14 protein-coding genes are annotated in these 14,238 nt (G+C 56.9%); 2 read left to right on the plus strand and 12 right to left on the minus strand.

Translation table 11 applies throughout. The features are described 5' to 3' along the window. Positions 1–172: 172 nt before the first annotated feature. On the plus strand, positions 173–2,101 hold the full coding sequence (gene shc / locus BK667_RS11105; RefSeq protein ID WP_259698006.1) for a squalene--hopene cyclase: 1,929 nt from the start codon (positions 173–175) through the stop codon (positions 2,099–2,101). A gap of 3 nt (positions 2,102–2,104) precedes the next feature. Next, a complete protein-coding gene (idi, locus tag BK667_RS11115; RefSeq protein ID WP_259698001.1) occupies positions 2,105–3,676 on the plus strand; it encodes an isopentenyl-diphosphate Delta-isomerase in 1,572 nt (523 codons plus the stop codon). 125 nt (positions 3,677–3,801) lie between these two features. Here the strand turns inward: idi and glmU are convergent, their stop codons facing one another. The 12 genes from glmU to BK667_RS11175 all read right to left on the minus strand — a co-directional run bounded on the left by glmU (position 3,802) and on the right by BK667_RS11175 (position 14,231). Next, positions 3,802–5,169 carry a bifunctional UDP-N-acetylglucosamine diphosphorylase/glucosamine-1-phosphate N-acetyltransferase GlmU gene (gene glmU / locus BK667_RS11120; protein ID WP_123515503.1) on the minus strand — a complete coding sequence of 456 codons (1,368 nt, stop codon included), beginning with the start codon at positions 5,167–5,169 and terminating at the stop codon, positions 3,802–3,804. Positions 5,170–5,286: 117 nt separating this feature from the next. After that, entirely contained in the window at positions 5,287–5,712 is a 426-nt protein-coding gene (locus BK667_RS11125) for a F0F1 ATP synthase subunit epsilon (RefSeq protein ID WP_123515501.1), read from the minus strand. A 45-nt stretch (positions 5,713–5,757) separates the two neighbouring features. Continuing rightward, on the minus strand, positions 5,758–7,137 hold the full coding sequence (gene atpD, locus BK667_RS11130) for a F0F1 ATP synthase subunit beta (RefSeq protein ID WP_123408561.1): 1,380 nt from the start codon (positions 7,135–7,137) through the stop codon (positions 5,758–5,760). 27 nt (positions 7,138–7,164) lie between these two features. Then, entirely contained in the window at positions 7,165–8,025 is an 861-nt protein-coding gene (gene atpG, locus BK667_RS11135; protein WP_123515499.1) for a F0F1 ATP synthase subunit gamma, read from the minus strand. A 50-nt stretch (positions 8,026–8,075) separates the two neighbouring features. After that, a complete protein-coding gene (atpA, locus tag BK667_RS11140) occupies positions 8,076–9,620 on the minus strand; it encodes a F0F1 ATP synthase subunit alpha (RefSeq protein WP_121732610.1) in 1,545 nt (514 codons plus the stop codon). Positions 9,621–9,641: 21 nt separating this feature from the next. Further along, positions 9,642–10,178, minus strand: coding sequence for a F0F1 ATP synthase subunit delta (locus BK667_RS11145; protein WP_123515497.1), 537 nt, complete (start codon positions 10,176–10,178; stop codon positions 9,642–9,644). Positions 10,179–10,190: 12 nt separating this feature from the next. Next, on the minus strand, positions 10,191–10,661 hold the full coding sequence (locus tag BK667_RS11150) for a F0F1 ATP synthase subunit B (RefSeq protein WP_008027535.1): 471 nt from the start codon (positions 10,659–10,661) through the stop codon (positions 10,191–10,193). Between the two features lie 56 nt (positions 10,662–10,717). Further along, entirely contained in the window at positions 10,718–10,975 is a 258-nt protein-coding gene (gene atpE / locus BK667_RS11155; RefSeq protein ID WP_002555987.1) for a F0F1 ATP synthase subunit C, read from the minus strand. A 134-nt stretch (positions 10,976–11,109) separates the two neighbouring features. Next, complete coding sequence (atpB, locus tag BK667_RS11160) at positions 11,110–11,979, minus strand: F0F1 ATP synthase subunit A (RefSeq protein WP_123515495.1); 870 nt, start codon at positions 11,977–11,979, stop codon at positions 11,110–11,112. Between the two features lie 16 nt (positions 11,980–11,995). After that, entirely contained in the window at positions 11,996–12,403 is a 408-nt protein-coding gene (locus BK667_RS11165) for a F0F1 ATP synthase subunit I (RefSeq protein WP_054048155.1), read from the minus strand. Between the two features lie 148 nt (positions 12,404–12,551). Beyond that, positions 12,552–13,424: a ParB/RepB/Spo0J family partition protein gene (locus tag BK667_RS11170; protein ID WP_123515493.1), complete on the minus strand. Its 873-nt coding sequence runs from the start codon at positions 13,422–13,424 to the stop codon at positions 12,552–12,554. Between the two features lie 9 nt (positions 13,425–13,433). Further along, positions 13,434–14,231, minus strand: a complete 798-nt coding sequence (locus BK667_RS11175; RefSeq protein ID WP_123515492.1) for a ParA family protein — start codon at positions 14,229–14,231, stop codon at positions 13,434–13,436. Positions 14,232–14,238 lie beyond the last annotated feature (7 nt).

Genomic DNA, 14,238 nt, shown 5'->3' on the forward strand with positions numbered 1-14,238 from the left:
GCAATCAGAACCTATTGGCGAAACTTCGTCAAGGGGGCTTTTAGAGGTTGAGGGGTCAGCAGGAGCATGACCACTCATCGCAACTGTTATTTCTGACAGTTTAAACTTCCGGGCAATCGCGTTTTTAATCTCTGTAGACATGGGCACCGCCATGACAGAGAGCCTCCCATCAATGAACACTCGCGTTAAACACGGACTGAAAAACGCCTTGAGCGCGCTGCTGGATAAACAGCAACCCGACGGCCATTGGGTATTCGAATTCGAAGCCGATGCAGGGATGACCGCCGAATATGTGTTGCTGATGCATTTCCTTGGCGAACCCATTGAGCAAACCTTGCAAGGCAGGCTCGCGCGTTATCTGCGAGACCAGCAACAGCCCCAAGGCGGATGGCCGTTACTGCGAGGGGGCAGTTTTAACCTCAATGTCAGTGTCAAAACCTACTTTGCGCTCAAGCTGCTCGGCGATGCGCCGGACGACCCGCACTTGCAACGTGCTTGCGCGCTGATTCGCCAGCACGGCGGGGCCGCGAACTGCAACGTGGTAACCCGCATCTGGCTGGCCTTGTACAACGTCATTCCATGGCGTGTATTGCCCGTGATTCCCGTGGAAGTGATTTTGCTGCCGCGCTGGTTTCCGTTTCATCTGTCGAAGATTTTCTGCATCCCTCGCCTGTTCACGGTGGCTTTTTCCGTGTTGCAGGTCTTGCGGCCCACAGCGTGTAATCCCCAAGACGTCGGCATCACCGAACTGTTTATCCACCCGGCCAGCGAAACCACCCCATTGCCCCGAGCGCCCCACCAACACCGGGCCTGGTTTGTCTGTTTTTCTGCGATCGATCGTTTTTTGCACCGCATCGATCCGTGGCGTTCTAAGGGCCGACGCGAAAAAGCGCTGGAGATAGCGGTGGGGTACGTCACCGGACAGCTCAATGGCGAAGATGGCTACGGCGCGGCATTGCCAACCATCGCGATCAGCTTGGTCGTGCTTCAGGCCCTGGGTTATCCCCGTGATCATTGCGCTATGCAAACAGCGCGTAGAGCCTGCGAAAAACTGCTGGTGGTGTCAGAGCGCCAGGCTTACTGCCAACCTTGCGTGTCGCCCATTTGGGACACGGCATGGGCCTGCCGGGCATTGCTGGAATCCGGTCATCCGCAAGGGTTGGAAGCGGCGTTGCGCGGCCTCGACTGGCTCAAACAACGGCAGATACTCGATGTGTATGGAGGCTGGGCGGTGGCCAGGCCTCACCTGCGCCCTGGCGGTTGGGCTTTTCAATACGTGTTGCCCAATCATCCCGATGTCGACGACACCGCACTGGTCGCGACCGTCATGCACAGGGCAATGCGGGTCCATCCCGGCGCTCACTACGGCGAGTCGATTGCCAGGGCGCAGGAATGGGTACAGGGAATGCAAGGTCGTCAGGGGGGATGGGGCGCCTATGAGGCTGACAACACCCAGTATTACCTCAACAGCATTCCCTTCGCCGAACACGGCATGATGATTGATCACCCCACTGCCGATGTCAGCGCCCGTTGCCTGGCCATGCTCGGGCAATTGGGCGCAACGCCGGTCTCAGAGGGCGCTACTGGCGATGCACTGCGTTACCTGTTGGCAGAGCAAGAAACAGATGGCAGTTGGTATGGTCGCTGGGGCATCAACTTCATTTATGGCACCTGGTCCGCCCTGGAAGGGCTTGCCGCCACGGGTTACGACCCCTTTTCCGAAGCCGTTCAAAAGGCTCGCCACTGGTTGATCCTGAGGCAAAACGAGGACGGGGGCTGGGGCGAAGATACCCATGGCTACTCCCTGGAATACCCACGTCACCGCCCTTCTGCCAGCACCCCCTCGCAAACAGCATGGGCCTTGTTAGGGTTAATGGCGGCCGGTGCCGTGGAGCATCCCGTCACGGCAAAAGGGATTGACTACTTGCTCCGGTCGCAAAAATACGACGGAACCTGGACTGACCCACATGCCACCGGCACCGGCGTACCTCGAGTGCTTTATATGAAGTATCACGGCTATGGGTTGTACTTTCCGATGCTGGCTCTGGCACGCTACTGCACATTGAGCCAGGCCCGGATATCAGCGACTGAGGTGGTTTGAAGCATGGAAGAATCACTGATACTGGTGGATCACAATGATCAACAAATAGGCACCGGACTCAAGTTGCCGGTCCACCGTGAAGGGCTACTGCATCGCGCATTTTCGCTCTTCATCTTTGATCGTCACGAGCGCTTGCTGCTGCAACAACGGGCGCAGACCAAATACCATTCGGCAGGCTTGTGGACCAACTCATGTTGTGGTCACCCGCGTCCCGGCGAAAGTACCGCGCAAGCCGCACACCGCCGGCTCGAAGAAGAAATGGGCTTCGATTGTCCGCTGGAGAAAGTCGCGACGCTTATTTACAAGGCACCGGTGCCGGGCGATTTGGTCGAGCACGAATTCGATCATATTTACGTCGGCCGGTTTGACGGTGATCCCCAGGTAAACCCCGAGGAAGCCTCTCACTGGCGATGGATTGAAACATCCGAGTTATTGCAATGGATCGACGCCGAGCCCGACGCTTTTACTACCTGGTTCAAAACCATCCTCAACGCCCCAGCCTGTAAGCTCGAACAATGGAAGTCACAAGAACACTCCAGTCTCCACATCGACCCTGTCCGCTATCAGGATCAAATCCTCGCTCAAGTGTCGCGCACCTTTGCCTTGACCATCCCCCAACTGCCCGCCGAGCTTTATCCAGCCGTCACCAACGCCTACTTGCTCTGTCGGATAGCCGATACCATCGAAGATGAACCGGGACTTACTGCCGGTCAAAAACGTCATTACGAAAACGCCTACCTGGAGGTCATATCAGGCCGCGCAGATGCGCAGGATTTCAGTGACGACTTGAGCCTTTGGTTGACGGATCAGACCCTTCAGGCTGAACGTGACCTGGTCCGGCACCTGCCGCAGGTGCTGGCCGTCCATCACGCACTCAAACCCTCTCAGCGGGCGGCAATTGTGCAATGCCTGAGTGTAATGAGCCGAGGAATGAGCGAGTTCCAGGAAAATGCCGGCTTGCGGGGTTTGGCCACACACCAGGCGCTGGATCGTTATTGCTACTGTGTGGCTGGCGTCGTTGGAACGCTGCTGACGGAGCTTTTCATCGATTTTGATCCCACCCTGTTATCCCAGCGAGAGAACCTGCATCGGTTGGCCCTTTCCTTCGGCACGGGTTTGCAGTTGACCAACATCGTCAAGGATCAGTGGGACGACCGTCAGCGGGGTGCTTGTTGGTTGCCTCAGGACCTGCTTGCCAAACATGGCGTCCAACTCGCGCAGCTAAACGCAGGGCAAGATGACCCGCACTATGCACAGGCGCTTGCAGAACTGATCGGCACCGCCCACTCCCACTTGCAACGGGCGCTGCAATACACCCTGCTCATCCCGGCCAGGCATACGGGCATTCGGCGATTCAATCTGTGGACCATTGGCCTGGCATTACTGACGTTGCGTCACGTCCACAAAAATCCCGCCAGAACGGTCAAGGTGTCGCGCGCCGAGGTGGCGTGGATCATGCGCCTGACGCGAATGTCCCAGCGCTCGGACCTGGGTTTGCGCATGTTGTACAAAATAGCTTCACGCAAATTGCCAATAACCCCGTTGGGAGCCGAGTGGCAATCACCGCCGGTGTAGAAAAGGCGGCTGTGGATAACTCATAAAAAAGATCGCAGCTTCGGCAGCTTCTACAGACGATTTGTGTTCACTCTGTAGGGACTGCCGAAGGCTGCGATCTTTTGATCTTACGGACTGTGGATAACTCAGCTCTTCTTGATCTTCACCGGCCGCTTCCAGCCGTCGATGTTCTTCTGCCGCGCCCGGCCTACGGCCAGTTGTGCGTTATCCACATTCTGCGTAATGGTCGAACCGGCCGCCGTGGTTGCACCGGAGGAGATATCCACAGGCGCCACCAACGAGTTGTTGGAGCCGATGAACACATCTTCACCCAGCACGGTTTTCCACTTGTTGGCGCCGTCATAGTTGCAGGTGATGGTGCCTGCGCCAATGTTGGTCCGCGCGCCGATTTCGGCATCGCCCAGGTACGTCAGGTGACCGGCCTTGGCGCCCTCGCCCAGGTGGGCGTTTTTCAGTTCGACAAAGTTACCCACATGCGCCCGCGCCTCTAGCACGGTACCTGGACGCAAACGAGCAAACGGACCGGCATCGCTGCCTTCGCCCAGAATCGCGCCCTCGATATGACTGTTAGCCTTGATCACCACGCCTTTGCGCAGGGTGCTGTCCTTGATCACACAGTTCGGACCGATGACCACGTCATCTTCGATAACAACCTTGCCTTCGAGAATCACGTTGATGTCGATCAGCACATCGCGACCGACAGTGACTTCACCGCGTACATCGAAGCGAGCCGGATCGCGCAGGGTCACACCCTGAGCCATCAAACGACGACCCGCGCGCAACTGATAGTGACGCTCAAGCTCCGAGAGTTGCTTGCGATCGTTGGCGCCCTGCACTTCCATCGCGTCGTGGGGCTGTTCGGTCGCCACCACCAGACCATCGCTGACCGCCATCGCGATCACGTCGGTCAGGTAATACTCGCCTTGGGCATTATTGTTGGAGAGCCGGCTCATCCAGTCGCCCAAACGTGCAAACGGCACCGCCAGAATGCCGGTGTTGCCTTCGGTGATCGCCCGCTCGGCTTCATTGGCGTCTTTCTGCTCGACGATGGCTGTGACCTTGCCGTCGGCATCACGAACGATACGGCCGTAACCGGTCGGGTCATCCAGCTCGACGGTGAGCAGGCCCAGTTGCTGCGGCGCAACCTGCTTGAGCAGGCGTTGCAGGGTTTCGACTTCGATCAGCGGCACGTCACCGTAGAGAATCAACACGGTATCAGAGGTGATGAAGGGGACGGCCTGGGCCACTGCGTGACCGGTGCCCAGCTGCTTGTCCTGCAGGACAAAATTCAGGTCATCCGCCGCCAGACGTTCACGCACCGCGTCGGCACCGTGACCGATCACGACATGAATACGCTGTGGATCAAGTTGCCGGGCGCTGTGGATAACATGGCCAAGCATCGAGTTGCCGGCAATCGGGTGCAGGACCTTGGGCAACGCCGAACGCATACGGGTGCCTTGGCCGGCAGCGAGGATAACGATTTCAAGAGACATGACTGGCTACCAATCCTGGGTGGTCAGCAACTGCGACCGGGTTATGAACATCGGAAAAGAAAAAAGGGTAGCCGAGGCTACCCTTTTTAATCAATCGCACAACAAGTCGATGACGAATTAACCGCCGAACTTCTTGCGGATCTGCTGGACGGTGCGCAGCTGAGCTGCAGCCTCGGCCAGACGTGCGGCAGCAGAACCGTAATCGAATTCTGCGCCACGTTCATGCAAGGCCTTCTCGGCAGCCTTAACGGCTTCCTGAGCGGAGGCTTCATCCAGGTCGGCAGCACGTTGCACGGTGTCGGCAAGAACCTTGACCATGTTCGGCTGAACCTCGAGGAAACCACCGGAGATGTAAAACACCTCGGTTTCCCCGCCCTGCTTGATCAGGCGGATCGGACCTGGTTTCAGATTAGTGATCAGCGGCGCGTGACCCAGGGCGATACCAAGATCACCCAGTGCACCGTGCGCAATCACCATCTCGACCAGGCCGGAAAAGATTTCCCCTTCCGCGCTGACGATATCGCAATGGACTGTCATAGCCATCTGATTGCCTCAACCTAAATTAGCGCCCGTTGCCGGGCGCCGGGATTACAGTTTCTTGGCTTTCTCGATCGCTTCTTCGATGCCGCCGACCATGTAGAACGCTTGTTCTGGCAGGTGGTCGTAGTCACCGTTGAGGATGCCTTTGAAGCCAGCAATGGTGTCTTTCAGGGAAACGTATTTACCCGAGGCACCGGTGAAGACTTCAGCCACGAAGAACGGTTGCGACAAGAAGCGCTGGATCTTACGAGCACGGTTTACCAACTGCTTGTCGGCTTCCGACAGCTCGTCCATACCCAGGATCGCAATGATGTCCTTCAGTTCTTTGTAACGCTGCAGAACATACTGAACGCCGCGAGCGGTGTCGTAGTGGTCCTGGCCGATCACGTTCGGATCCAGCTGGCGCGAAGTCGAGTCGAGTGGATCGACCGCCGGGTAGATACCCAGGGAAGCGATGTCACGGGACAGAACGACGGTGGCGTCCAAGTGGGCGAAAGTGGTCGCTGGCGACGGGTCAGTCAAGTCATCCGCAGGTACGTATACCGCTTGGATCGAGGTGATCGAACCGTTTTTGGTCGAAGTGATACGCTCTTGCAGAGTACCCATCTCTTCGGCCAGGGTCGGCTGGTAACCTACTGCGGAAGGCATACGGCCCAGCAGTGCGGATACTTCAGTACCGGCCAGGGTGTAACGATAGATGTTGTCGACGAACAGCAGAACGTCGTTACCTTCGTCACGGAACTTCTCGGCCATGGTCAGGCCGGTCAGTGCTACGCGCAGACGGTTACCCGGCGGCTCGTTCATCTGACCGTAAACCAGTGCCACTTTGTCCAGAACGTTGGAATCCTTCATCTCGTGGTAGAAGTCGTTACCCTCACGAGTACGCTCACCCACACCGGCGAACACGGAATAACCGCTGTGCTCGATGGCGATGTTACGGATCAGTTCCATCATGTTTACGGTTTTACCTACACCGGCACCACCGAACAGACCGACTTTACCACCCTTGGCGAACGGGCAAACCAGGTCGATAACCTTGATGCCGGTTTCCAGCAGGTCGTTGCCGCCCGCTTGTTCAGCGAAGGTTGGCGCAGGACGGTGAATGCCCCAGCGCTCTTCGGTGTCGATCGGGCCAGCTTCGTCGATCGGGTTACCGAGGACGTCCATGATCCGGCCCAGGGTCGCTTTACCGACCGGTACGGAGATGGCTGCGCCAGAGTCGGTGACTTCCAGACCGCGCTTCAAGCCCTCGGTGGAACCCATCGCAATGGTACGAACCACGCCGTCGCCCAGCTGCTGCTGAACTTCCAGAGTGGTGCCGGCATCGCTTTGTACTTTCAACGCGTTGTAGATGCTCGGTACGCTGTCGCGTGGAAATTCCACGTCGATAACGGCGCCGATGATTTGAACGATACGTCCGCTACTCATAGCTGGATCCTCTGAATATTTGAACCGTTAAACCGCGGCAGCGCCGCCGACGATTTCCGAGATCTCTTGGGTGATCGCAGCCTGACGCGCCTTGTTGTAGATCAGCTGCAAATCGCTGATCAAATCACCGGCGTTGTCGGTAGCGTTCTTCATCGCGATCATCCGCGCAGCTTGTTCAGCCGCGTTGTTCTCGACCACCGCCTGGTAAACCTGCGACTCCACGTAGCGAACCATCAAGCCGTCAAGCAGCTCTTTGGCATCCGGTTCGTAGAGATAGTCCCAGTGGTGCTTGAGTTCTTTATCCGGGGTCGCCACCAGTGGAATCAACTGCTCCACGGTAGGCTGTTGCGTCATGGTGTTGATGAACTTGTTGGACACAACGCTCAGACGGTCGATACGACCATCGAGGTAGGCATCCAGCATCACCTTGACGCTGCCAATCAGATCATTGATCGATGGCTCTTCACCCAGGTGGCTGATAGCGGCTACGACGTTACCGCCGAAGTTGCGGAAGAAAGCCGCACCCTTGCTACCAACTACACACAGATCGATCTCGACGCCGTTTTCACGGTTTTTCGCCATGTCCTTGACCAGGGCCTTGAACAGGTTGGTGTTCAAGCCACCACACAGACCACGGTCACTGCTCACCACAACATAACCGACGCGCTTGATTTCACGGTCGATCATGAACGGGTGGCGATATTCCGGGTTAGCGTTGGCCAAATGACCAATAACCTGGCGGATGCGCTCCGCATAAGGACGGCTAGCAGCCATGCGCATTTGTGCCTTGCGCATTTTACTGACCGCCACTTTTTCCATGGCGCTGGTAATCTTTTGCGTGCTTTTGATGCTCGCAATCTTACTGCGAATCTCTTTTGCGCCTGCCATGTAACACCTATCAGGTTAGCAAGCGGGAGCCTTGCGGCTCCCGCTGCGGCTTACCAGGTTTGGGTGGCCTTGAACTTCTCGATACCGGCTTTCATGCCAGCGTCGATTTCGTCATTGAAGTCACCCTTCACGTTGATCTTCGCCATCAAATCGGCGTGATCGCGGTTGAAGAAAGCAATCAGCGCTTGTTCGAAGCTGCCGATCTTGGCGATTTCAATGTCAGTCAGGAACCCACGCTCAGCGGCATACAGCGACAGCGCCATGTCAGCAATCGACATTGGTGCGTATTGCTTCTGCTTCATCAGCTCGGTAACGCGCTGACCATGCTCAAGTTGCTTACGGGTCGCTTCGTCCAGGTCAGAAGCGAACTGGGCGAATGCCGCCAGTTCACGGTACTGAGCCAGAGCGGTACGGATACCACCGGAGAGCTTCTTGATGATCTTGGTCTGAGCGGCACCACCCACACGGGATACCGAAACACCGGCGTTCACAGCAGGACGGATCCCGGAGTTGAACATGGCCGATTCCAGGAAGATCTGACCGTCGGTGATGGAAATCACGTTGGTCGGAACGAACGCGGAAACGTCGCCAGCCTGGGTTTCGATGATCGGCAGTGCGGTCAGGGAACCGGTTTTGCCGGTCACTGCGCCGTTGGTGAACTTCTCTACGTATTCTTCCGAAACGCGGGATGCGCGCTCCAGCAGACGGGAGTGGAGATAGAACACGTCGCCTGGGTAAGCTTCACGGCCTGGTGGACGGCGCAGCAGCAGGGAAATCTGGCGGTAAGCCACTGCTTGCTTGGACAGATCGTCATAAACGATCAGTGCGTCTTCACCGCGGTCGCGGAAGAATTCACCCATGGTGCAACCGGAGTACGGTGCCAGGAATTGCAGTGCTGCAGATTCCGAAGCGCTCGCGGCCACGACGATGGTGTTAGCCAGTGCGCCGTTTTCTTCCAGCTTGCGAACAACGTTAGCGATGGTCGATTGTTTCTGACCGATCGCTACGTATACGCAGAAAATGCCGCTGTCTTTCTGATTGATGATCGCGTCGATCGCCAGAGCGGTTTTACCGATCTGACGGTCACCGATGATCAGCTCACGCTGGCCACGGCCGACAGGAATCATGGCATCGACAGCCTTGTAGCCAGTCTGTACAGGCTGGTCTACCGACTTACGCCAGATCACGCCTGGAGCAACTTTCTCGACCGCGTCGGTCTCGGTGTTGCCCAGTGGACCTTTGCCGTCAACAGGGTTACCCAGTGCGTCGACTACGCGACCCAGCAGTTCCTTACCAACCGGAACTTCGAGGATGCGGCCAGTGCACTTGGCGCTCATGCCTTCAGCCAGAGACTGGTAGGAGCCCAATACAACGGCGCCTACAGAGTCTTGCTCAAGGTTGAGGGCCATACCGAAGACGCCGCCCGGAAACTCGATCATCTCGCCGTACATTACGTCGGCCAGACCGTGAATCCGCACGATACCGTCAGATACGCTGACGACTGTGCCTTCGTTACGGGCTTGGGAGGTCACATCGAGTTTGTCGATGCGGCCCTTGATAATTTCACTTATTTCGGAAGGATTGAGTTGCTGCATTGCTCTGCTGCCCCTTCAAACTCAAGATTTCAATGCTTCGGCAAGGGTCGCGAGTTTTCCGCGAACCGAGCCATCGATAACCAGGTCGCCGGCGCGGATGACAATGCCCCCAATAAGGGATTTGTCTTCCTCGACTTGCAGGCGCACTTCCCGGTTGAGTCGTGCACTGAGAACCTTGGCGAGTTTGTCTTGCTGTTCTTGGTTCAATGCAAAAGCACTGGTCACTTCAACGTCTACCGATTTCTCTTGTTCGGCCTTGTACAGGTCGAACAGAGCGGAAATCTCCGGCAAAAGCGGGAGACGGTCGTTTTCGGCAACGACGTGAATGAAATTCTGTGCCTTGGCATCGAACTTGTCGCCACACACGTCAATAAACGTGGTGGCCTTGTCTGCGCTCGTCAGTCGCGGGGCCTTGAGCACGCGCTGCATGGTGTCGTCTTGCGACACTGCTGCAGCCAGGCCGAGCATGGCTGACCAAGAGGCCAGTTGCTGGTGGGCCTGGGCGTGCTCGAAGGCTGCCTTAGCGTAAGGTCGGGCCAACGTGGTCAATTCTGCCATGATCGCCCTCGCTTAAATTTCAGCAGCCAGTTTGTTTACCAGCTCCGCGTGCGCGTTTTGATCGATTGTGGCACCCAGGATCTTCTCTGCGCCGCCGACAGCCAGTGCACCCAGTTGGGCACGCAGCGCGTCTTTGACACTGTTCAGTTCCTGCTCGATCTCGGCCTGAGCCTGGACCTTCACACGGTCAGCGTCGATACGGGCTTTTTCAACAGCCTCTTCAACAATCTGGTTACCGCGTTTCTTGGCTTGCTCAATGATTTCGGCTGCCTGAGCCTTAGCTTCGCGCAGTTGCTGACCCGCTTTATCTTGGGCCAACTCCAGGTCGCGAGCTGCTCGGGCGGCAGCGTCCAGTCCATCCGCGATCTTCTTCTGACGTTCGTGCAAAGCCGCGATGACCGGAGGCCACACGAACTTCATGCAAAACAGTACAAAAATGAAGAACGCAACGGACTGGCCAATCAGGGTTGCATTAATGTTCACGCCAACACCTCGCTCGTTCGTTGCACATCAAACCAATCACTCGAAGGTTCGAGTGATTAGCCAGCGAGTTGACCAACGAATGGGTTCGCGAAGGTGAAGAACAGAGCGATACCAACACCGATCATGGTTACGGCGTCGAGCAGACCGGCAACGATGAACATTTTGACTTGCAGCATTGGAACCATTTCTGGCTGACGCGCTGCGCCTTCCAGGAACTTGCCGCCCAACAGGCCGAAACCAATTGCGGTACCCAGTGCGCCCAGGCCGATCAACAGTGCAACAGCGATAGCGGTTAGACCAACTACAGTTTCCATCTTTCCTCCCGACTTTTACGTCGTATGGTTTAGGTTTTTTAGATTTTAAAGCGGTAAAACAAATCGTTTCATAAGCCCTGTTCGGGCACCCACTCGTTTGACCGAGTGGGACATCAGACTAGTCGAGACTGGTCTTAATGGTTCTCTTCGTGCGCCATCGACAAGTAAACGATGGTCAGCATCATGAAGATAAACGCCTGCAGGGTAATGATCAGGATGTGGAACACAGCCCACGCCCACTGCAGAACTACGCCCAGGCCGCTAAGCCAGAGCAGACCGCTGCCGAACATCACAGCAATCAGAATGAAGACCAGCTCGCCGGCGTACATGTTGCCGAACAGACGCAGAGCCAGGGAAATCGGCTTGGCGATCAGGGTGACGAATTCCAGCAGGAAGTTCACCGGGATCAGCAGCGCTTGCAGGAAAATGTTCTTGCTGCCGAACGGGTGCAGGGTCAGTTCGCCGATGAAGCCGCCGATGCCCTTGACCTTGATGCTGTAGAAAATGATCAACGCGAACACCGACAGGGCCATGCCCAGGGTAGCGTTCGGGTCAGTGGTCGATACGGCACGGAACGGAATGTGCGAATCGCCAGTGATCAGGATGGCCAAATGAGGAATCCAGTCGACCGGGATCAGGTCGACGGCGTTCATCAGGAAGACCCAGACGAAGATGGTCAGTGCCAGCGGTGCAATCACCGGGCTACGACCATGGAAGCTGTCTTTCACGCTGCCATCGACGAATTCGACCAATACTTCAACGAAGTTCTGCAAAGCACCTGGTTGACCGGAAGTCGCCTTCTTCGCCGCCATGCGGAAAATCAGAACGAAGATCAGACCCAACGCGACCGACCAGCCGAGAGTATCGACGTGGAAAGCCCAGAAGCCCATCTCTTTGGCTTCTGCTGCGGTGTGGGCAAAGCCCCAGCCGCCGGTAGGATGCTGACCAAAAGTCAGGTTCTGCAAGTGGTGCTGGATATAGCCCGAAGCGGTTGTCTCTGCCATGGTTGCCTCAAACGCCCTAAGGTCTCGAAAGTCTTGTTCTCATCAGCAGGGGCGCGAACCAGCTGACCAGTTGGGTCAACACGAAGACGCCGAATACAGCCAGCGGCGCCAATGGCTTCACACCTGCAAACGTCAATGCAAAGAGCACTGCCGTCAGAATTAATTTGCCCGCCTCGCCGGCATAAAAAGACCGGACGATGGCTTGAGCTGCTCGGGCGCCGGAAAACCGAAATGCCCTGTGAGCGAAATAAACATTGGGTAACAAGGCTATCAGGCCTCCGCAGAGTCCTGAGTACCCGGCAACGACTCCGTACCATTGCCACAGCGCCAAAGCGGCAATGAGCAAAACGATAAATTGAGCCATTAACACCGGAAAAACTGCCAGGCGATGGAACGGCAAGCGGTTTGGCGTGCGTGTTTCCATCACTTTTACTCCCCAATGGTCGGCTGCCAGAATTCAATAACTTGGCATAATTTGTGCCGACAAAATGCGCGCAGAGTATAGGGGCGGTTCAGCCCCTATTCAACTGTCAGGTAGTGATTTCCGACTGCGCGCTACATGAGGAAATGTTTCAGCGGATGTGTGCAAGCACGCCTTGAAGCTCGTCGAGAGAGTTGTAACCAATTACTAACTGCCCTTTGCCTTTCTTTCCGTGGCGAATCTGCACCGCAGAGCCTAGGCGCTCGGCCAGGCGCTGCTCGAGACGGGCAATATCCGGGTCCGGTTTTGCAGGTTCCACAGGCTCCGGTTTGCCACTCAACCACTGGCGAACCAGTGCCTCAGTTTGGCGCACGGTCAGCCCACGTGCGACAACATGTCGCGCCCCTTCAACCTGTTGATTCTCCGGCAAACCCAGCAATGCACGTGCGTGACCCATTTCCAGGTCGCCGTGGGACAGCATGGTTTTGATGACTTCCGGCAACGCGATCAAGCGTAGCAGGTTCGCCACGGTTACCCGGGACTTACCCACAGCTTCGGCCACTTGTTGCTGGGTCAGCTGGAATTCCTGCTGCAAACGCTGCAGAGCAACCGCTTCTTCGATCGGGTTGAGGTCTTCACGCTGGATGTTTTCGATCAGCGCCATGGCGATGGCGGTTTCATCCGGCACATCGCGAACCATCGCCGGGATGGTTTCCTGGCCAGCCTGTTGGCTGGCACGCCAGCGACGTTCGCCGGCGATGATTTCGAAACGACCGTTGCCAATCGGGCGAACCACGATCGGCTGCATCACGCCCTGGGCCTTGATCGACAACGCCAGCTCTTCGAGCGCCTGAGGATCCATGTCCCGACGCGGCTGATACTTGCCACGCTGGATCAGGTCCAGGGGCAGGTGTTGCAGCTCACGCTGATCGGCTTGTACCGCTTGCTCTTCGAGCGAGCTGACAGTCGGACCACTCAGCAGTGCATCCAGTCCACGTCCGAGACCTCGTTTCTTGACGGCCATGGGGATTCCTTAAGTTGCCTGGGCGGCGGCGGTGCGTGAGTTTTTGCGTTGACGGCGAACCAGTTCGCCCGCCAATGCCAGATAGGCGATGGCGCCCCGCGATGTTTTGTCGTACGCCAGCGCCGGCATGCCATAGCTTGGCGCTTCGGCCAGGCGGATGTTGCGTGGAATCACGGTGTCGTAGAGCTGCTCGCCGAAGTGCTCCTTGAGCTGCGCCGAAACATCGTTCATCAGGCTCAGGCGCGGATCGTACATGGTGCGCAACAGGCCTTCGACTTTCAGGTTCGGGTTCAGCAGTTCGGCGATGCGCTTGATGTTATCCACAAGGTCGCTCAAACCTTCGAGCGCAAAGTACTCGCACTGCATGGGGATAATTACCCCATCAGCGGCGACCAATGCGTTCAGGGTGAGCATCGACAACGACGGTGGACAGTCGATCAAAATGTAATCGTAGTTTTCACGGATCGGCGCCAACGCGCTGCGCAGACGGCTTTCCTTCATCTGCATTTCCAGCAGCACCACTTCAGCCGCCGTCAGATCGCGGTTGGCTGGCAACAACTGGTAACCACCGTGCTCGGAGAAGTGCATGGCCTGGGCCAGGTCGCATTCACCGATCAGCAGGTCGTAGACCGAGTTTTCCAGGCCGTGTTTATCCACACCGCTACCCATGGTGGCGTTGCCCTGTGGATCGAGATCGATCAACAGCACCCGACGCTTGGTAGCGACCAGGGAAGCTGCGAGGTTGATGCAGGTGGTGGTCTTGCCCACACCACCCTTTTGGTTCGCTATCGCGAATACCTTAGCCATTCTTGCT

This window comes from Pseudomonas frederiksbergensis (assembly GCF_003732705.1).
Lineage (GTDB): Bacteria > Pseudomonadota > Gammaproteobacteria > Pseudomonadales > Pseudomonadaceae > Aquipseudomonas > Aquipseudomonas frederiksbergensis_F.

Excerpts from the sequence above, each read along its gene's own strand:
- shc (WP_259698006.1), top strand. The coding sequence starts at position 173 with ATGAACACTCGCGTTAAACACGGACTGAAAAACGCCTTGAGCGCGCTG.
- idi (WP_259698001.1), top strand. The coding sequence starts at position 2,105 with ATGGAAGAATCACTGATACTGGTGGATCACAATGATCAACAAATAGGC.
- glmU (WP_123515503.1), bottom strand. The coding sequence starts at position 5,169 with ATGTCTCTTGAAATCGTTATCCTCGCTGCCGGCCAAGGCACCCGTATG.
- BK667_RS11125 (WP_123515501.1), bottom strand. The coding sequence starts at position 5,712 with ATGGCTATGACAGTCCATTGCGATATCGTCAGCGCGGAAGGGGAAATC.
- atpD (WP_123408561.1), bottom strand. The coding sequence starts at position 7,137 with ATGAGTAGCGGACGTATCGTTCAAATCATCGGCGCCGTTATCGACGTG.
- atpG (WP_123515499.1), bottom strand. The coding sequence starts at position 8,025 with ATGGCAGGCGCAAAAGAGATTCGCAGTAAGATTGCGAGCATCAAAAGC.
- atpA (WP_121732610.1), bottom strand. The coding sequence starts at position 9,620 with ATGCAGCAACTCAATCCTTCCGAAATAAGTGAAATTATCAAGGGCCGC.
- BK667_RS11145 (WP_123515497.1), bottom strand. The coding sequence starts at position 10,178 with ATGGCAGAATTGACCACGTTGGCCCGACCTTACGCTAAGGCAGCCTTC.
- atpE (WP_002555987.1), bottom strand. The coding sequence starts at position 10,975 with ATGGAAACTGTAGTTGGTCTAACCGCTATCGCTGTTGCACTGTTGATC.
- atpB (WP_123515495.1), bottom strand. The coding sequence starts at position 11,979 with ATGGCAGAGACAACCGCTTCGGGCTATATCCAGCACCACTTGCAGAAC.
- BK667_RS11165 (WP_054048155.1), bottom strand. The coding sequence starts at position 12,403 with ATGGAAACACGCACGCCAAACCGCTTGCCGTTCCATCGCCTGGCAGTT.
- BK667_RS11170 (WP_123515493.1), bottom strand. The coding sequence starts at position 13,424 with ATGGCCGTCAAGAAACGAGGTCTCGGACGTGGACTGGATGCACTGCTG.
- BK667_RS11175 (WP_123515492.1), bottom strand. The coding sequence starts at position 14,231 with ATGGCTAAGGTATTCGCGATAGCGAACCAAAAGGGTGGTGTGGGCAAG.